The sequence below is a fragment of the Streptomyces himastatinicus ATCC 53653 genome (genome assembly GCF_000158915.1).
Lineage (GTDB): Bacteria > Actinomycetota > Actinomycetes > Streptomycetales > Streptomycetaceae > Streptomyces > Streptomyces himastatinicus.
The window spans coordinates 973,921-992,335 of record NZ_GG657754.1; the positions used below are offsets into that span (position 1 = coordinate 973,921).

14 protein-coding genes and 2 pseudogenes are annotated in these 18,415 nt (G+C 70.4%); 5 read left to right on the plus strand and 11 right to left on the minus strand.

The genetic code is table 11. The features are described from left to right. A pseudogene (locus tag SSOG_RS53210) lies at positions 1-190 on the plus strand (lysophospholipid acyltransferase family protein); the annotation flags it as partial. Between the two features lie 113 nt (positions 191-303). Here SSOG_RS53210 and SSOG_RS03495 read toward each other — a convergent pair. Both SSOG_RS03495 and SSOG_RS03500 read right to left on the minus strand, forming a co-directional pair. After that, positions 304-1,308 (minus strand): pirin family protein, encoded by a 1,005-nt coding sequence (locus SSOG_RS03495; RefSeq protein WP_039936476.1) that lies wholly within the window; start codon positions 1,306-1,308, stop codon positions 304-306. A 115-nt stretch (positions 1,309-1,423) separates the two neighbouring features. Further along, positions 1,424-2,905, minus strand: coding sequence for an NCS1 family nucleobase:cation symporter-1 (locus tag SSOG_RS03500; RefSeq protein ID WP_009712825.1), 1,482 nt, complete (start codon positions 2,903-2,905; stop codon positions 1,424-1,426). Between the two features lie 358 nt (positions 2,906-3,263). On the opposite strand from SSOG_RS03500, the gene SSOG_RS46585 reads away from it, so the two are divergent. Continuing rightward, the gene (locus SSOG_RS46585) at positions 3,264-3,803 is read left to right on the plus strand and encodes a hypothetical protein (RefSeq protein WP_050799752.1); all 540 of its coding nucleotides are present in this window, start codon (positions 3,264-3,266) and stop codon (positions 3,801-3,803) included. Between the two features lie 32 nt (positions 3,804-3,835). On the opposite strand, the gene SSOG_RS03510 is transcribed toward SSOG_RS46585, so the two are convergent. The 8 genes and pseudogenes from SSOG_RS03510 to SSOG_RS03545 all read right to left on the minus strand — a co-directional run bounded on the left by SSOG_RS03510 (position 3,836) and on the right by SSOG_RS03545 (position 12,814). Then, on the minus strand, positions 3,836-4,594 hold the full coding sequence (locus tag SSOG_RS03510) for a sugar phosphate isomerase/epimerase family protein (protein ID WP_039936477.1): 759 nt from the start codon (positions 4,592-4,594) through the stop codon (positions 3,836-3,838). After that, positions 4,591-6,545 (minus strand): annotated as a pseudogene (locus tag SSOG_RS03515) (DUF2264 domain-containing protein). Before SSOG_RS03515 ends, SSOG_RS03510 begins: the two are co-directional and overlap by 4 nt. A 45-nt stretch (positions 6,546-6,590) precedes the next feature. Then, complete coding sequence (locus tag SSOG_RS03520; RefSeq protein WP_050800259.1) at positions 6,591-7,571, minus strand: hydroxyacid dehydrogenase; 981 nt, start codon at positions 7,569-7,571, stop codon at positions 6,591-6,593. 62 nt (positions 7,572-7,633) lie between these two features. After that, positions 7,634-8,521 (minus strand): carbohydrate ABC transporter permease, encoded by an 888-nt coding sequence (locus SSOG_RS03525; RefSeq protein ID WP_039936478.1) that lies wholly within the window; start codon positions 8,519-8,521, stop codon positions 7,634-7,636. Next, on the minus strand, positions 8,518-9,480 hold the full coding sequence (locus SSOG_RS03530; RefSeq protein WP_009712831.1) for a carbohydrate ABC transporter permease: 963 nt from the start codon (positions 9,478-9,480) through the stop codon (positions 8,518-8,520). The genes SSOG_RS03525 and SSOG_RS03530 overlap by 4 nt, the downstream gene beginning before the upstream one ends. Before the next feature lie 63 nt (positions 9,481-9,543). Further along, the gene (locus SSOG_RS03535) at positions 9,544-10,893 is read right to left on the minus strand and encodes an ABC transporter substrate-binding protein (protein ID WP_009712832.1); all 1,350 of its coding nucleotides are present in this window, start codon (positions 10,891-10,893) and stop codon (positions 9,544-9,546) included. A 120-nt stretch (positions 10,894-11,013) separates the two neighbouring features. Then, on the minus strand, positions 11,014-12,099 hold the full coding sequence (locus tag SSOG_RS03540; RefSeq protein ID WP_009712833.1) for a LacI family DNA-binding transcriptional regulator: 1,086 nt from the start codon (positions 12,097-12,099) through the stop codon (positions 11,014-11,016). A 121-nt stretch (positions 12,100-12,220) separates the two neighbouring features. Next, on the minus strand, positions 12,221-12,814 hold the full coding sequence (locus SSOG_RS03545) for a hypothetical protein (protein WP_154685885.1): 594 nt from the start codon (positions 12,812-12,814) through the stop codon (positions 12,221-12,223). 910 nt (positions 12,815-13,724) lie between these two features. Between SSOG_RS03545 and SSOG_RS03550 the strand changes: the two genes are divergently transcribed. From SSOG_RS03550 to SSOG_RS03560, 3 genes are read left to right on the plus strand one after another with little or no spacing between them, the layout of a single operon-like run. Continuing rightward, complete coding sequence (locus tag SSOG_RS03550) at positions 13,725-14,261, plus strand: DUF4142 domain-containing protein (RefSeq protein WP_324618107.1); 537 nt, start codon at positions 13,725-13,727, stop codon at positions 14,259-14,261. Positions 14,262-14,281: 20 nt separating this feature from the next. Continuing rightward, positions 14,282-15,814, plus strand: a complete 1,533-nt coding sequence (locus tag SSOG_RS03555; protein ID WP_009712836.1) for a DUF1996 domain-containing protein — start codon at positions 14,282-14,284, stop codon at positions 15,812-15,814. Then, positions 15,814-16,791: an RNA polymerase sigma factor gene (locus SSOG_RS03560; protein ID WP_106516345.1), complete on the plus strand. Its 978-nt coding sequence runs from the start codon at positions 15,814-15,816 to the stop codon at positions 16,789-16,791. Before SSOG_RS03555 ends, SSOG_RS03560 begins: the two co-directional genes overlap by 1 nt. Before the next feature lie 98 nt (positions 16,792-16,889). Here the strand turns inward: SSOG_RS03560 and SSOG_RS03565 are convergent, their stop codons facing one another. Further along, positions 16,890-18,068: a PucR family transcriptional regulator gene (locus SSOG_RS03565; RefSeq protein ID WP_009712838.1), complete on the minus strand. Its 1,179-nt coding sequence runs from the start codon at positions 18,066-18,068 to the stop codon at positions 16,890-16,892. Positions 18,069-18,415 lie beyond the last annotated feature (347 nt).

Genomic DNA, 18,415 nt, shown 5'->3' on the forward strand with positions numbered 1-18,415 from the left:
GGTGGCCGCCTTCGTCGGCGAGGACGACTTCGGCACCCCGCTGCGCCGGGTGGCCGGCGCCACCGGGCTCACGGTACGGGTGCACACCCACCCGCCGCTGCTGCCCGCGTGCGGGACCGACGACCGGCGCACCCTGGCCGCCCGGGCACAGGCGACGGTGTGCGGTGCGCAGCTGTCGGCTCACGACTGACGACTGACAACTATCAGCTGACGGCTGTCAACTGACATGCGACAAGGAGCAGATGACAGCTGACAGATAACGTACGGTGTCCGCCGAACTCCGGACACCGTACGTCCCGGACGCTAGTTCCGCTCCGCGTCACCACCGCCGGTGGCGGGGTCGGTGTGCGGGATCCGCCCGGCCGGGATCACGCCGAGCCGTCCGCTCTGGAAGTCCTCGACCGCCTGGGCGATCTCGGCCTTGGTGTTCATCACGAACGGGCCGTAGTGCGCGACGGGCTCGCGGATCGGCCGACCGCCGAGGATCAGCACGTCGAGGTTGGGGGTGCGGCTGTCCGGGCGCTCGGTGGCGGCGACGCTCAGGGAGCCGCCCTGACCGAAGACGGCCAGCTCATGCGCGTCCAGCGGGCGCTGTTCGGCACCGACCGTGCCGCGTCCGGACAGGGAGTAGACGAGCGCGTTGAAGTCGGGGCGCCAGGGCAGGTCGAGCCGGGCGCCAGGGCCGAGGGTGGCGTGGATCATGGTGATCGGGGTGAAGGTGCCGCCCGGCCCCCGGTGCCCGGCCACCTCTCCGGCGATGACGCGCACCAGCGCCCCGCCGTCCGGCGAGGAGAGCAGCGCGGCCTGCGGGCCCTCGATGGACTGGTACTGCGGCGGGTTCCACTTGTTGGCGCGGGGCAGGTTCACCCACAGCTGGATGCCGTGGAAGAGACCGCCGGAGACCACCAGGTGCTCCGGGGGCGTCTCGATGTGCAGGATGCCGCCACCGGCGGTCATCCACTGGGTGGCGCCGTCGGCGATCAGCCCTCCGCCGCCGTTGGAGTCCTGGTGCTCCATCTCACCGTCGATGATGTACGTGACGGTCTCGAAGCCGCGGTGAGGATGCCACGGGGTGCCCTTGGGCTCGCCCGGGGCGTACTCCACCTCGCCCATCTGATCCATGTGGATGAACGGGTCGAGATCGCGCAGCGAGGCCCCGGCGAAGGCTCGGTGGACGGGGAAGCCCTCGCCTTCGAAACCGCGCGGGGCGCCGGTCACCGAGCGGACCGGGCGCGGCGGGGCGGTCTGCGGATCGGGGGCGGGGACGTGGGGCAGCTGCACGGTGCTCTCGACGGTCACGGCGGGCATGACGCTCTCCTCCCTGCGGGTGCTCAGCGGTCGGGTCGGCCACCGATGTCTGGTTGAACGCTAAACCATCTCCCCGCATTCCCGCACACCACGCCGCCGCACCCCCGGTAACGCGTCAGGCAGCGCTCTTCACGGACCGCGACCGGATCGGCCCGTCCGCCATCGGCTCGCCGCCCTTGCGGTCCTTCGCGGTGCGCAGGTAGTAGATCGCCCCGGCCACGGCCAGGCCGAAGACCCAGGAGAACGGGGCGACGTCCTTGAACGCCTTCGCGAGGGCGAGGACCGCGGCGACGGCCGCCGCGGGGACGAAGGCGATGATCGCCTCCGGGTTGAAACCCTTGCGGTAGTAGTACTCCCCCGCCTCGTCGGCCGAGAAGAGCGCGTCGATGTCGATGCGCCCTCGACGTACGAAGTAGTAGTCGACGAGCAGGATCGCGACCAGCGGGCCGAGGAAGGCGCCGAGGGCACCCAGGAAGTACTGGATGACGACGGGGTTGGAGTAGAGCTTCCACGGCATGACGACGACCGCGAGGACCGCCGTGAGCATGCCGCCGCGCTTGAAGTTCAGGTACTTGGGGGCGAGGTTGGCGAAGTCGTACGCGGGGGACACGAAGTTGGCGACGACGTTGATGCCCACGGTGGCGATGACGAAGGAGATCGCGCCGACGATCGTGACCACCGGGTTGTCGATCTTCGCGATGACCTGCACCGGGTCGGAGATCGCCTGCCCGAACACGGAGATGGTGCCCGCCGTCATCAGCACCGAGACCAGGGCGAAGGCGGTGAAGTTCACCGGCAGCCCCAGCAGATTGCCCCGCCGATAGGAGCGGTGGTCGGGGGTGAAGCGGGCGAAGTCGGCATAGTTCAGCACCAGGGTGAGGAAGGTGGCGACCGTCAGGCTGACCGCGATCAGGCTCTGGTGCAGCTGCTCGCCTCCGCCGAGGCCGGTGAGGCTCGCGGTGAGCGAGATGTCGCCGCCCGCCTTGACCACCAGCCAGATGGCGAGCACGAGCATGACCAGCCAGACGACCGGGCCGGTCGCGAAGTCCTGCACCTTGCGGATGAATTCCATGCCGCGCGTGAGGAGCACCGCCTGAAGCGCCCACATCAGGAGGAAGGCGATCCAGCCGAGCGTGGAGAGGCCGAGGAAGGAGTTGTGGTCGTACGCGGCGAGGCCGGGGGCGACCTGGACACCCAGCAGCACGACGGCTTCGGAGGCCAGCCAGGTCTGGATGCCGTACCAGGCGACGGCCATCACCGCACGTATCAGCGCGGGGATATTGGCTCCGTACACGCCCCAGCTCGCGCGGGCCAGGACGGGGAAGGGGACGCCGGTGCGGTGGCCCGCGTGGCCCATGCGGTTCATGAACCAGTGGACGATGGTGATGCCGGCCAGCAGGGAGAGGAAGACCTGCCAGGTCGGCAGGCCGAGGACGAAGAGGCTGGCGGCGAAGGCGTAGTTGCTGATCGCGTGGGTGTCGGACATCCACAGCGCGAAGATGCTGTACGTGCCCCACTTGCGCTCTGCCGCGGGCGCGAGGTCTTCGTTGTAGAGGCGGGGGTCGGGCTGGACGGGTCCTGGCGTCGGTGAGGTCATCGGGCGCTCCGGGGGACGAGCGGGCGTATCTTCGTCAGGCGGTTCACGTAGGGCGGTTCACGTAGGGCGGTTCACGTAGGGCGGTTCACCGAGGGTGGTGCGCCGCGATTTCGGGGACGTTGCGGATCCGGGTCGGGGGGATCACCCCGGCGCCGCCCTCCTCACACGCTCCGGAACTCCGGAAATTACTTTCCGTAGTGCGGAAGCCATTTTTCGATGGCCAGAACATACCCGCTGGAAGTCAGGTGTCAATGGGTACGGCGCACTGAACAACCGCTTCCGCTCGTCCGTACCCCTGGGCGTGAGGTACGCAGCGGTGTGCGCACGCCCCGGCCGAACCAGAACGAGAGGGAGCCTGATGGAAGCTTCACCCCACCCGGTCAGAACGCGGCGCCGCCCCGGTCGGCGCATCGCGCCGGTGCTGGCGGTGGCGAGCGTGCTGCTGGCCGCCGGCTGCGGCGACGGCGGCGGCGGTTCGGCGGACGCCAGGACGGGCGGCAAGGGTGGCAAGAGTGCGACGGCGGGGCCGGGCGGCGAGGCGAGCACCGCGCCCAAACCCGCGCGGGTGGAACAGCTGGCGAAGTCCGCGGGCTGCAAGCCGGACTTCACCACCAAGGTGGACGACTACCGGCAGGCGGTCTGCCGCAACTCCAAGGGGAAGTTCCTCTTCCTCGACTTCATCAGCATGAAGGCGCAGCGCGACTGGCTGGAGACCGCGCAGATGTACGGCGGCGTCTATCTGGTCGGCAACCGCTGGGCACTGTCGTCGTCGCCGACGAAGAACATGAAGACGTTCCGGAGCAAGTTCGGCGGCACCATCGAGGAGAACGGCGCGTTCGGCTCCTCACCAGGCGCGGCGTCTTCACCAGGTGCGGCGTCCTCACCGGGTGCGGGCTGATCCGCCCGCACCCGGCCCGCGTAAGGCACCGCTCATACGGCGGCGAGGGCCCTGAGCGTCGCCGCCTCCCGTGGCAGCAGCCGCTCGTCGTCCCCGGGGACGAACTCCAGCAACACATCCAGAGGCGCGGCGCCCTCGGTGCTCAGCCGCTCGAACGCGCGGCGCCACAGCGGGGCGCGCGCGGTCAGCGGCAGCCGGGTGGTGCCGGGCCACCAGGAGAAGGCGTGGACGGCGGCGACCCGGTCACCGAGTACGTCGAGCCCGGTCAGCGCCTCCGCGTCGGGCAGATCGACCGGCGGCTGCCAGTAGGTGCGCACCTCGGCGCGGCCAACCTCGTCGAGCAGCCGGAGGGTGTGGGCGGCGCCGTCGGTGAGCGTGTTGCGGTGGAACTCGTAGGCGAGCTCCACGCCCGCGTCCGCCGCGAGCGCCGCGGCGCGCCGGGTGTCCTCGACCACCGCGCGGCGCCCTTCGGGCGGTGTCGCGTCGGTGCCCGTGACGCCCGCCCAGATCCGCACCCGGGGCGCCCCCAGGGCCACGGCCGAGCGCAGCACGGCGTCGAACTCCCCCGGGTCGGTGTGCCCGGCGCGGTAGTACGAGCCGTACGAGGCGACGGCGAGCCCCGCGTCCAGGGTGGCCGCGCGCACCGCCCGGGCGACGGTCGTATCGCCCGGGGGCACATGGACGTCGCCACCCCATTCCACGCACTCCAGGCCCGCACCGGCCACGGCGGAGATCACCGCGGCCGGGTCGAGGTGGCGAAGGGTGACCGAGCAGATGCCCAGCCGGCTCACGCGCTCTCCTCCCTGACGGTGGGGGCGGTATGCGCTCCCCCGTCGCCGAAGTCCACGACGGTACGGATGCCGTCGGACCAGCGCACGGTGACGGTGTGTCCGGCGACGTCGACCGCGGCGAGCCCGGTGAGCGGGGCCGGTCCGGGGTCGCCGGTGAGCGAGGCGACCGCGGCGAAGAGGGTGCCGGACGGGTCCTCGCCCACGGTGCCGGTCAGTTCGGGGACCAGGGCCCAGGTTCCGTACGCGGTGCCCCGGGGCGCCCGTACCGTACGGGAGGTGTCCCAGCCGTGCAGGCCGAGGAGCTGGCCGGTGACCTCCGCCCCGACGAGGGTGACTTCGGGTGCCCCGTCGGTCGCTTCGGTCTCGGTGGCCGTGCCCGGGGGCAGCGCGATGGCCCACCCGGTGTGGTGGACCGCGGTCCCGGCGGGGATGTTCACGGTGCGGTGGACCCGCAATTCGAGCCTGCCGCGCACCAGGGTCAGGCTGTCCAGGCGCGCCGCGGGCAGGACGGGGCCGCCGGGCGGGAAGAGCGGGGTGTGGGAGGAGGCCAGCCAGCCGGAGCCCGCGGCGAGCGGCTCGATGCGCAGCCGGTCGCTGCGCACACCGCGCAGCTGGAGGGCGATGTGATTGTCGGGGATGTTGTCGGCGCTGGTGGGACCGGTGCGGGTGGAGTAGGCGAGCCGCCCGTAGAGGGGTTCGGCGGGTGGCCGCTCCGCCTCCCAGGGGCGCACCTTGCAGCTGCCGTGGTTGTGCAGCCGCACCAGGCCGTCGCTCGCGGTGGTCTGGACGAGCAGCCCGGGGGCGGGCAGTGCGAGCGCCCGGTCGGGCCCTTCGGCCGGGCGGCCTCCTCGGGGGCGGTCCATACGGGGTGCTCGGCCGGGAGCAGCAGGCCGAGGAAGCCCTTCGACGCCCAGTACGGCGAGGCGGGTCCGGAGTAGCGCTGCACGGTCGGGGCGTGCGGCCCGTACCAGCCGAGGCCGAGGATGCCGTCTGCGCTGAGCGCGCCGCGGTCGAGGAAGTGGCGGAGCGCTCCGCTGAGGAGGCGGCGGGTGGTGCCGGGTGCGAGCGGGGTGTGGCCGGTGAGCGCGCCGAGCGCCACGGCGGCTCCGGCGGCGAAGCGGTAGGTGAGGGAGCGCCCGTGGTGGATGGGCGCGCCGTTCGCGTCGAAGAGCAGGGCGAAGCCGTCGAGGAATTCTTCGAGGCGGGGGCCGAGGCGGTCCGAGAGGGCGCGGTCCCCGGCGAGATGGGCGTGCAGCAGCGGATACATGTGCAGCGCCCAGCCGTTGTAGTGGTCGAAGGCGCGCCCGTCGCCGTCGGAGTACCAGCCCTGCCCCTGGTACCAGCCGTCCAGCAGACCGAGCGGGCGGTCGATGGCGCGGGCCGTTTCGGCGTCGCCGCGTCCGACGGATTCGAGGAAACCGGCGACGGTGAGCTGGAAGAGGTACCAGTTGTTGGGCGCGGGCGCGTGGCGCAGCGCGCCGCGCAGCCACTCCTCGGTGCGGTCCCGGGCGTCTGGGGTCAGCGCGTCCCAGGTCCATGGCGCGGTCAGGCGCAGCCCGAGCGCGATGGAGGCGGACTCCACCATGGGCTGCCCCTGCACCCCGTGGTGTCCGATGAGCGGCCAGGACTCGGCGTCGTCCCGCCCGGGGGTGCGGGTGCCGTGGTCGATCCCCTCGGTGTAGCGCTCCAGGAAGCCGTGCGGGTCCTTGCCGTAGGCACCGGCGCCGCGGAGCGCGGCGAGCAGGAAGGTGCGGGCGAACCCTTCGAGCCCGTCGGAGCGGACACCGGACTGGGACGGCGGCCCCGGCAGGTCGAGCAGCGCGTGGTGGGGGGTGGCGAAGCGGAGCGCGGCCCGCAGCAGTCCGTCGGCGGCGGGTTCCCAGTGGGCGCGGGTGTATCCGGTGTGCGGGCTGAGGGAGCGGTCGTCTTCGGGGAGGTCGAGTACGAACATGTGGGGGTGGGTCTCCTTGTCCGGGGCGGCCGTACGGCGGGGTGGTTACGCGGAGCGGTCCAGCCGATCGTGGAGTACGGGATGGGCGAACTCCCGCCCCGCCACGTAGTTTTCGACCTCGCCGATCGCGAGGTCGGCCAGCCGCCGCAGCTCACCGCTCTTCGATCCGGCGATGTGCGGGGTGAGGAGCACGTTGTCGCAGGTGTACAGCGGCGACTCGGCCGGCAGGACCTCCGGCACGGTGACGTCGAGGACGGCGTGGAGGCGTCCCGCCACCACCTCGTCGGTCAGCGCCGCCTGGTCCAGCACCGCCCCCCGCGCGGTGTTGATCAGGGTGGCGCCGTCCGGCATGGCGGCCAGCAGCTCCCTGCTGACGAGGCCGCGGGTGGCGGGCAGCAGGGGGGTGTGCACGCTGACGATGTCGCTGGTGGCGAACAGCTCCCGCAGCCCCACCTGCCGTACGCCCAGCTCCCGGGCGTCCTGCGCCGTGACGTACGGGTCGTACAGCTGGACGTCGAGGTCGTACGGCTCCAGCAGGGCGATCACCCGGCGGCCGATTTCCGAGGCGCTGAGGATGCCGACCGTTCTGCGGTAGTTGCCCGCGCCCGGGTAGCGCCCGCTCCAGTCGACGGTGCGCCGTTCGGTGCGGTAGTCGCGGGCCATCGCGAGGACGCGCTTGTTGGAGAGCAGGATCATGGCGAGGGTGTATTCGGCGACGGGTACGGCGTTGGCCGCGGCCGCCGAGGAGACCGCGATGCCGCGCTCCCAGCAGGCGTCGGTGATGTGGTGGCGTACCGTCCCGGCGGTGTGGACGACGGCGCGGAGCCGGGGCGCGGCATCCAGGACACGGCGGTCCAGCGGCGGGCAGCCCCAGCCGGTGACCAGAAGTTCGGCGTCGGCGAGGACGCGGCGCGCCGCGGGGATGGTGAAGTCGTCGAGGACGAGCTGCGGATCGAGGTCGAGGAGTGCGGAGAGCCGGTCCAGCGCGCCGGAGCCGAGCACCTGGCGGGCGGTACGTGCCGCCATGGCCAGGGCGGCGCGCGGGCGAGGGCCGAACGGCGGCTGCGGTTGCGGCGGCTGCGATGCGATCACTTGACACTCCCTGCGGTCAGTCCGGACTTCCAGTAGCGCTGGAGCATCACGAACGCCACGATCAGCGGTACGACGGCGAGCAGCGAGCCGATGACGACCAGCGGGTAGTACTCGGGCGACACGGTGGCGGAGCTGTTCCAGGTGTACAGGCCGAGGCTGAGCGGATACAGATGCTGGTCGGAGAGCATCACCATGGGAAGGAAGAAGTTGTTCCAGATGGCCGTGAGCTGGAACAGGAAGACGGTGACGAAGCCGGGGCCGAGCATGCGCAGGCTGACGCGCACATAAGTCTGGAGTTCACCCGCGCCGTCGACCCGGGACGCCTCCAGCACCTCGTTCGGTACGTAGCCACTGCTGAGCAGGCGGGCGAGGTAGACGCCGAACGGGTTGAAGAGGACGGGGATGAAGACCGCCCAGAAGGTGTTCACCATGCCGATCCCGGAGGCCACCAGGTAGAGCGGCAGGGCGAGGACGGTGGGCGGCACCATGACGCCGGTGAGCACGAGGGCGAACAGCTTCTCCTTGTGCCGGAACTCGTACTTGTCGAACGCGTAGCCCGCGGCGACGCTGATCAGGGAGCCGGTCAGGGCGCCGACGACCGCGTACAGCAGGCTGTTGACGTACCACTCGCCGTACAGCCCGCCGTCCATGGCGAACAGGTCGGAGAGGTTGCTCGCGAAGGAGAAGTTGCCGAAGGAGAGGATGTCGCTGCCGAAGAGGGCGTTGGCGTTCTTGGTGGACGCCAACAGCAGCCACAGGGCGGGCAGCAGGGTGTAGAGCGCCGCGATCAGGACGACGGCGTTGGCCACGCCGCGGCTGGTCAGCCGGGACCGGCCGCCGGCTCTGGGGGTGCGCAGGGTGCTGTTCGGAGTGGTGGTGGTCATCGCGCGCTCCGTTCCCGGCGGCCCGACCAGCGCGTCACGGCGTACGACAGGGCGCAGGTGACGATCAGGAGGATGACCGAGGCCGCGGAGGCGAGTCCGTAGTTGTTGCGGCGGAAGGCCGCGTCGTAGATGTACATGTTGGGCGTGAAGCGGGAGTTGACCATCGGGGTGGCCTGGTTCATCAGCATGGGCTCGGTGAACAGCTGGAGCGCACCGATCAGGGAGAACATGCACACCATCACCAGGGAGCCGCGGATGATGGGCACCTTGACCTGGAGCGCGGTGCGGATGCCGCCCGCGCCGTCGATGGTCGCCGCCTCGATCACCTCACGCGGCAGCGCCTGGAGCGCGGCGTAGAAGATGATCATGTTGTAGCCGAGTCCGCTCCACAGGGCGATGTTGACGATCGACGGGAGCACGGTGTGCAGGCCGAGGAAGTCGATGGTGATGTCGGCCTGGGCGAAGACCTTGATGATCGGGCTGAGCCCGGGGGTGTAGAGGTACAGCCAGAGGACGGCCGCGATGATGCCGGGCACGGCGTGCGGCAAGTAGAGCAGCATCTGCGCGGTCCGCCGCAGCCGGACCAGGCCCGAGTCCAGCAGCAGGGCGATCGCGAGGGCGCTGAGGACCACGAGCGGAACGAAGATCACGCAGTACAGGGCGATGGTGCCGAACCCGGTGAGGAAGCTCGGGTCCTGGAGCACCGCGAGATAGCTGCGCAGCCCGGTGAAGACCGTACGCCCGCCGCCGAAGCCGAGCCCCTCGTGGTCCTCGCCGAAGAAGCTCAGGTAGATGGCGTACCCGACGGGGACCAGGAACACGGCGACGAGCAGCGCCGTGAAGGGGGTCAGCAGCACGGCGGCGGCGATCCGCTGCTGGCGCCGGCCGGTTCTGGAGGGCGGTTCGGCGGCGGCCGCCGGTGGCGGCGCCGTCCGTTTCGAGGAGATGACGGTACTCATGGGTTACCTCGGCTCAAGGTGAAGGGAAGCCCGCGCGGGAAGCCGCGGCGCGGGTGACGGGGGTCAGCGCTCGGTGACCGACAGGCCGAGGCTCTTCAGATCGGGCATCGTCCGGTTCTGAGCATCGCGCAGGGCTTCCAGGACACTGCCGCTGCCGACACCGGCCTTGGCGAGGCCGTCGTCACCGGAGGTGGTCGTCGACACCATCCGCGGTCCCCACTTCCAGGTGGGGGCGATCAGCTTGGCCTGCTCGTCGAAGAGGCCGAAGATGTCCTGGCCGGAGAAGTAACTGGTGTCCATCTCCTTACGGGCCACCGGGACCAGCCCGGGCACGGACGGGAAGGCGCTGCTGACACCGCTGGAGAGCTTGGCGCGCAGGGCGGCGGGGCTGGTGACCATCCAGGAGATGAACTCCATGGCCTCCTTGGGATGGTTGCTGTCCTTGGTGACCATGAAGGTCGAGCCGCCCTGGGTGCTCACCTTCGGCTTGGCCGCGTCCCACTGCGGCACCGGCGCGACGGCCCATTTGCCCTTGCCGTCGGGGGTGGATGCCATCATCGAGCCCGCGGCCCAGGCGCCCGCCAGATAGCCGGCCGTCTCACCGCTGCGCAGATGGGCCCGCCACTGCTGGCTGGACCCGGGCTCCACGCGCACCAGGTCGTCGTCCTTCAGGCGCTGCCAGTAGTCCGCGACCTTGCGGGTGGGAGCGTCGTCCATGGCGACGCGCCAGGTGTCGCCGGAGGTGTCGTACCACTTGGCCCCGGCCTGCCAGGCGTACGCGGCCATGTACAGGGTGCCGCCGGTGGTGAAGAGGCTGGCGATACGGGAACGGGGCTGGGCCTTCTTGAGCGCGCGGGCCGAACTCTCGAACTCCGCCCAGGTCTTGGGGACCGGGATGTGGTTCTTGGTGAAGATGTCCTTGCGGTACAGGAACACCATCGGCTCGATGTCCACCGGTACGGCGTAGGTGCGCCCGTCGAAGGTGGTGAGGTCCAGCGCCTGCGGCAGGATCTTGCGGCGCACCGAGTCGGGCAGCAGCTTGCTGATGTCCCGGGGCACGCCGTCGATGGTGAAGCCGGGCAGCTGGGGGTATTCGATGGTGGCCACGTCGGGGGCGTTGCCCGCGCGGGCGGCGTTGCTGAGCTTGGCCCAGCCGCCCTGTTCCCCCGAGGGGACCTGGGCGAAGTCGACCTTGATGTTGCTGTGGGTGCGGTTGAACGCGTCCACCACTTCCTGGCTGCCGCGCAGCGCGGACCAGAAGGTGAGGTGGACGGGGCCGTTCTTGGCGGTGTCCGCTCCGCCGCCGGAGCAGCCGGCCAGCAGGAGGGCGAGCAATGTGATCAGTGCCGTCGTCGTTCCGGCTGTCGTCCGGCGTCCGGTCGCCGGGCGTCCTGGGCGTCTGTGGCCAGGCATGGACCCTCCCCTGTTCGCGGTGGAGCGGTGGAGTCAGGGGGAATCCTGATCGCTTGACGGAAATACCGTCAATACATCGAACAGAAGAAACCAAAGCGGTCAAACGATCAGACGCTCGGATCAGGCGAGCGGGACCGTCGAATCCCGGGCCACCAAGCCGGGCAGCAGCTCAAGGTGGCGGGCGGCCCCCGGCCACCGGCCCTCCCGGGCGTGGTCGAGCTGCCGGATCAGCAGCCCGAGAGCGGCCCTGCCCACCTCCGCCTTGGGCGGGGCGACCGCCGTGAGCGCGATCTGGCCCATATCGGCCACCACGTCGTTGTACGCGACCACCGAGCAGTCCCGCGGCACCTCGACACCGGCCTCCCGCAGCCGCTGGACCAGCACCAGCGCCTCCATGTCGCCATGGATCAGCGCCGCGGTGGCCCCGGCCCTGCGCAGCGTGTCCGCCAGGTCGGCCGCCCGTGCGTCGTCGGCACGCGGATCGGGGCCCGCGGTGCGCGAGCTGAGGATGGTCGGGCAGCCCTCGGCGATGCCCCGGGCCGCCGTCTGCTCGGCGAACTCCGACCGGATCACCCTGGCCGTCGGGCTGTCGTCGCGCGCGGCCAGCACGATGCGCCGGTGGCCGAGGGAGGTCAGATGCCCCAGCGCCAGATGCACCCCGTACGCGTGGTCCGAGCGCACACAGTCCAGCTCATACAGGGAGCTGCCGCGCTCGGGGCGGCGCTCCATCAGCACCACGGGGACGTCCAGGGCGCGCAGCCAGGAGTGATCCCGCGCCGCCTCGGCCGCCGTGCGCCAGTGCGGCGAGAGCACCAGGCCGCGCGCGCCCGCCTCCAGCGCCGAGCGCACCGCGGTGCGCTCGGCGTCGGGCTCGTCGGCCGCGATGTGCAGCGCGAGCCGCAGCCCCGCCTTCTCGGCGACCTCCCGGGCCGCCTGCACGGCCTCGGTCAGATAGGTGTTGCGCTCCGGGATCACCATGCCGACGGTGTCTCCGGTGGCGGTGGACTCCGCGGCCATCGGCTGGAGCGAGCGGGCCACCCCGTGACCGCGGCGCACCTCGCCGCGGCGGGCCAGCTCCTCGACGTCCCGCCGTACGGTGACGACGGAAACCCCCAGCTCATCCGCGAGATCGGTGATCCGCGCAATGCCCCGGGACTCCACCAGGTCCGTGATCCGCGCCTGTCGCTTCCGCGCCGACTCCCGCATGTCCCACCGCCCGTCTCGCCGGACGCGTACGGCCGGACAGTGCGTCGACGCGATCGGCTTTCGTTATCCGCTGAACACCGCCATAGTAGCGATCATTCGATCAGGGGCAGCGGGGGCGTCGTCACACACCGGGCAGGGAGCCGTCGGGGAAGCCATCAGGGGGGTAGCGGCGCATCAGCCACTCGGCCTGCACCTCCAGGACACGCTGCTTGCGCCGGCCGGCGCGGACCATCAGGATCAGCGCCACTTCCAGGAGGACGAAGAACACGATCGGCAGCAGCAGCACCGGCTTGCCGGTCAGCACCAGCTGCACCACCAGCCAGATGGCGACGAACGGCACGACCGCCATGGCCGGGACCAGCTTGACCAGGCTGCGCTCCCGCTCGATCATCTCGGCGTGGTTCCGGGCGGCCCGGGCGCTGCGGTCATGGAAGGCCGGATGCCGGGCGGCCACCTCGAAGGGGGTGCCGGGCGGCACCGCCTCCCGCTGCGCCCCGGCGTCGTGGTCCGGTACGAAGACGCGGTAGCGGAGCGACTTGGAACCCCGGGTGCGCTGGTGGCGGTAGCCATACGCGGTGGCCAGCTGGACCGCCTGGTCGGGGCGGAGTTCGGTGGTGGAGATGTCCACTTCGGGCCGCCCGTCGAAGAGATGGGCGTAGTGGCCGGGCAACTCCCGCCGCGCCTGGGCCACCCGCTTCGACACTGTCTCTCGCACCGCGGCCACGTCCCACCTCTTGTTGCACCCTGCACGACCGGCTGACCGGGCACACGCTACCTGCGCCGCGGGTGGGGCGTATCAGCAGGTCAGAGGTGGTCGAAAACCGCTCGGCATAGTGTCATACGTCAGGAAACCGACGATGACGGCCGGTCAGCGGACCCGGGTGCGGGGGCCGTACGGCCTACGCGGCTTCGGGTCCGCCGGGCGGCCGCCCGGACGGGCCCTCTCCCCTATAACGCCTCTCCCCTATATAGAGGACAGGCTTGAAGGGGCGACGCGCAGAGGAGAGACGGCCCGGAGCGGGACCCGCTTCGGCGTCACCGTCCGGTGGGAGACCCCGGCCACCCGGGAGCAGTCGGACCACCGCGGCGCCCGTCCCCTCCTCGGCGGGCTCGTGGGGTACGGGCTCCCGTGGCGTCGGGCTCCGGTCCCAGGCCGGTGACAGCATCGGCGGTTTCGGCGCAGAACGGTGTCCCGGGACGATTCGCGAAACACGGGTCACCGGCGTCGGGTTCATCGCGGTCGCTCGCACGGCTTGGGCCCTTCCGGTCGTGGTGATGACGAGGGGTTCTCCCTGCCATACGTACGGCCCCGCCGATGTGCTCAACGCTGCGGAAAAAAAATTTGAGCGATGCCCAAACCGGTATATCCGGGGGCGAATTCACGTCTCCAACGCGCGGGCGCGGAGAATACCAACACGTAGAGATCCGTGTCCCGGCTTTATTCACTAGTGATGAGGTCTCCACGACCGTGCCACACCAGGCACTAGCGTCCGGTGTCACTCCGAAGCAAGGAGGGCGCTGTGCGATCAGCAAACCTGAGCAGATCCATCGCATCCAGCCGTACGATCGGCAGCGGGCTCATCATTGGTGCGCTCGCCGTTACGCTCGCGGCAATTCTCATCCCCGTGAGCCTGTTCAGCTCGAGCAGCGCCGCGGTACTGCCCAACGGTGTCTCGGACGACGGCGGCGGGACGGTCACCACCCAGTACGGACCGCTCACGCCGACCGATCGGGACTTCGTACGCAAGGTCAAGCTCGCCGGCCTCTGGGAACTCCCCTCCGGGCGGATGGGCAAGGAACGCGGGACCACGGAGGCCGTCAAGACCGCGGGCCAGCACCTCATCGACGGCCACACCGAACTCGACCGCCGTACGAACGAAGTCGCCCAAGCCCTGGGCGTCAGCCTGCCCACCCAGCCCAACGACCAGCAGCAGGGCTGGCTGAACGAGATGTCCCAGGCACCGAGCAGCGCAGAATTCGAGCGTTTGTTCGCGCAATTCCTGCGCAGTGCCCACGGGAAGGTGTTCAATCTGGTGGCGCAGGTTCGTGCCCAGAGCAAGAACTCCATGGTCAGGTCTCTGGCCACCAGGGCCAACACCATCGTTCTCGACCACATCACGGTCCTCGAGGACACCGGGCTTGTCGACTACGACGCCCTCTAACGACTAAGTGAAGTGATCTCATGAGGCAACAGACCCACAAGCGCGGGCGGTTCAAGAACAAAACGGTCGCCATCGTCGCCGCCCTGGCACTGGGCGGCGGCGGGGCCGCGATCATCACCGCCAACGCATCAGCAAGCGGAGACAACAACAACTCCGCTCAAGGTGGCGCCGTATCGGCCAAATCCGCCGGTGGCACGATCAGCTGCCCCGACGTGAGCCAGAAGCTGAGCGGCGATGTGCCGAAGGGTTCCCAGTCCCAGGTCGCCAAGGGCCTGGGTGAGCTGGACAACCAGGTGGCCACCGCCTACCAGCAGATGAACAAGGGCCAGGTCTCGGGCGACGAAGCCCTGACCAAGCTCAACGACCAGCGCCAGCAGACGCTCAGCCAGATGGGCCAGGCGATGGGCCAGGGTGGCGGGGAGAACTCCCAGCTCCAGGGCATGAGCGAATGCAAGATGCAGCAGGTCGCGCAGCAGGCGGGCCAGCAGGGCGGCCAGCAGCAAGGCGGTGAACAGCAGCAGGGCCAGCAGCAGGGCGGCGACCAGCAGCAAGGCGGCGAGCAGCAACAGGGCGGCGAGCAGCAGGGCGGCGACCAGGGCGGCGCGGCGGAGGGCGGCGAGGGCGCCAACGACGTGCCCGGCAACGCCGGCGGCCAGGCGGGCAACGGCCCCGCGCAGGACGACTTCGTCGACATCACCAAGGTGCAGCCGAACGCCGAGCAGGCCCCGCAGGCCAACGGCAACGGCTCGGCCGGCACCTTCACCTCGGAGTGCGGCGTCGGCGAGGCGGGCCTGCGCAACAGCGACAACGTCATCGTCGCCCCCGGCGTGTCCAACGGCGCCCACCACATGCACGACTACGTGGGCAGCGACAAGAACGACGCCTTCGCCAACAATCAGACCTTCGAGCAGGGTGGCACCTCCTGCGCGAACCAGGACGACAAGTCCACGTACTACTGGCCGGTGGTCCGCCTCCAGGACGGCAAGGACGAGGCCGACGCCAACCAGCTCGGCGGTGGCCAGGAAGGCAACGTCGGCACGATCCTGACTCCCAAGGAGTCCAAGATCGAGTTCAAGGGCAACGCCCAGAGCAAGGTCGAGGCCATGCCGAAGTTTCTCCGGATCATCACCGGTGACGCCAAGGCCTTCACCAATGGCGATGCCAACGCCAACGCCTCCTGGAGCTGCTCCGGCTTCGAGGACCGTCAGCTGACGGACAAGTACCCGCTCTGCCCCGAGGGCAGCGACCTGCTGCGCACCTTCGACTTCCAGGGTTGCTGGGACGGTCAGAACATCGACAGCGCCAACCACCGTGACCACGTGGCCAACGCCGCCGAGGACGGGTCCTGCCCGCAGGGCTTCAAGGCCATCCCGCAGCTGGTGAACACCATCAGCTACGAGAACCCGGGTGACACCCCGTTCGCCGTGGACGGCTTCCCCGAGCAGTTGCACAAGCCCATCACCGACCACGACGACTTCATCAACGTGATGTCGGAAGAGCTCATGAAGAAGGCTGTGGACTGCATCAACAGCGGCCAGCAGTGCAAGAACTGATGGCAGATGATCACCTGGCGCGCGCCGGCCGAAAGGTCGGCGCGCGCCGCGCTGCGTCGCACCACCGGGCCGCGGGTGACGCGGCCGCCGACGATTCCGCCGGGGACCACCCCGGCCACCCCGCACACACGGACCGTCCGGTCCTTCCCGCCACCCGGGAGCCGGGCGGTCCGTGTGTGCGGGGGGTCTGCGCCACCGGCGCCGGTGCACCCTCCGACCAGGAGCTGACCCGCCGGCTCAAGGAGGAGTACGCCTCGGGCGCCACCAGCCCGGCCTCGGGCGACATCCTGTACCGCCGCCACCACCAGGCGACGCTCTCGTACGCCCGGACCTGCTGCCGGGCGCTCCATGACGCCGAGGACCTGGCCTCCGAGGCGTTCATCCGCACGTTCCAGGCCGTCAGGGCGGGTGGCGGCCCACGGGGGCCGTGGCGGCCGTATCTGCTGACCGTCGTGCGTCACACGGCGCTGGAATGGAGCGAGGGCGACCGCCAGATCCTGCTGACCGCGGACTTCGAGTCCTGGCGGCAGCACGCCCCCATGGCCGACCCCCAGTGGCATGTGGTGGCGCGCGAGGACCGTCAGCTGCTCGTCCGCAGTTTCCGCAGACTTCCGGAGCGCTGGCGGACCGTGCTGTGGCACACCCTGGTCGAGGAGGAACCCCCGCAGCGCGTGGCATCGTTATTGGGCATCTCCCCCAGCGGGGTCACCTCACTGGCCTTCCGTGCCCGTGAGGGGCTGCGGGAGTCGTATCTCCAGTCCCATCTGGAGTCCGCCACGAACGACCGCTGCCGCCACTTCAGCGCCATGATCGGCGCCTCGGTGCGGCGCGGTGGCGTACGTGGCCACGCGCTCGCGCGCCATCTGGCCGAGTGCGCCTTCTGTGCCCACGCGTACAAGGAACTCCTGGGTCTCAACGCCGCGATGCGCACGGCGAACCCCACAGCGAACCGCACGGCGGCGCCGTCCCCGCGCTGACTCACCGGCCACGCACACTCATCGACCACGCACCGGACTGCCGACCGCGCCATCGCGGTCGGCAGTCCTGGGTGGTGCCGGTGTGTTCGCCGGTGTGGTCAGAGTCCGTTGACGCGTGCCTCCCGGGCGATTCCCAGCGGACGGACGCCTGGGGCAGCGCCGGTGCGGGGTCGTCGGCTCACCCGGGACGCATGGCGCCGGATGCGGTCCATCTGCGCCATCAGCCTGCGGCCGCGCAATGCCATCTCCAGCTCGAACCGTATTCGCGGGTCACGCAGGCCCGGGCCGAAGAGCTTCTCTATCTGGCGCAGCCGGTATCGCACGGTCTGCGGATGCACCTTCAGCGCCTTGGCCGCTTCGGGCGCGCCACCGCCCTCGAGCCAGGCCAGCAGGGTCATCTGAAGCCGTTCGCTCTGCCGGGGGGTCAGCCCGACCAGCGGCTTGAGCCAGCGCGCGGCCAGCGCCCGGACGAGGGACTCGTCCTGGAGCAGCAGCAGCATCGACAGGTGGTCGTCGACGAAGAGCACCCGGGGTTCGGGCCCGCCACGGCCGGGGGCCATGGTCAGCAGCCGCCGGGCCCAACGGACCGATGACGCCGCGTCGTTCAGCGGCACCACATGGCCGACGGAGGCGGTCCGCCCGCGCAGCGCGGCTTCCAGCGCGCCACGGGTACCGGAGTCGACGGGCGCTTCCCGGTCCGGGTCCCGTTCGCCGTCCTGGAGCCGCTCCGCGCCCTGGTCGGGGGCGGGGTCGGAGTCCGCGTCCGGGTCGGGGATCAGCATGCACAGCTCGTCGCCGACGGCGCCGATGAGGGTGTCTCCCAGCACGGCGGCCAGTGGCGGTGCCTCGCCCGGAGTGGGCAGGGCGATGGCCTGGACCGTCTCCGGCAGCGGCCACCGGGCCGCCCGGGACAGCTCGGCCAGCGTCCGCTCGGACACCGAGACTTCGCCGATCAGGGCCTCGAACAGATCGCGCCGGGCCCGCTCGGGCGGGATGTCGGTGGGCGTCTCCTCACCGTAAGCGGCGTCGGAGAGAGCCGGGGTCCCGGCGCCCTCCTCGCCCGGCTTCCGGTAGCCGAGCGCCGTCAGGAGAGCCTGCTCGACCTCCCAGCGGACCTTGTCACGCTCAGAGTCCTCCAGAAGGTCGGCGAATCCCGGAATTCTGTGCCGGAGGTTCTCGATCACCTCGTCGGCCAGGGACGGGAGCTCATTGCGCAGCACGCGGGTCCACTCGCCACGGGGGCGGGACCAGATGCGGTTCACCAGTTCGCCCATCATTACCTCGTTCTTGCCGGGGGGAGGTCCGACCGTTGGGGGGTCGGTCGGACCCGTGGAGGTTGCCTCCGTCTCCGGTTCATCCGGTCCGGAAAGGGAGTCGAGGGTCCTCCGCTACCTCATAGAGGACTCCCGCCCCTACCGGTCCCGGCGCTTTGCCGGGTCTTTGCCATCGGGATGACAGTGGATCAGCCGTAGACGGTCTGGGCAGTGTTCATACACGAGAAGTTGTCACGTTACGACAAATCTTATGGAGATCACGTGTAGTTCCGAGAAGCTGCTGCCCCCAAGACGACTTTGACGTATCTCGTCATCCGCGCGGAACACGCGCGATCGGGAGGCTCCATGTC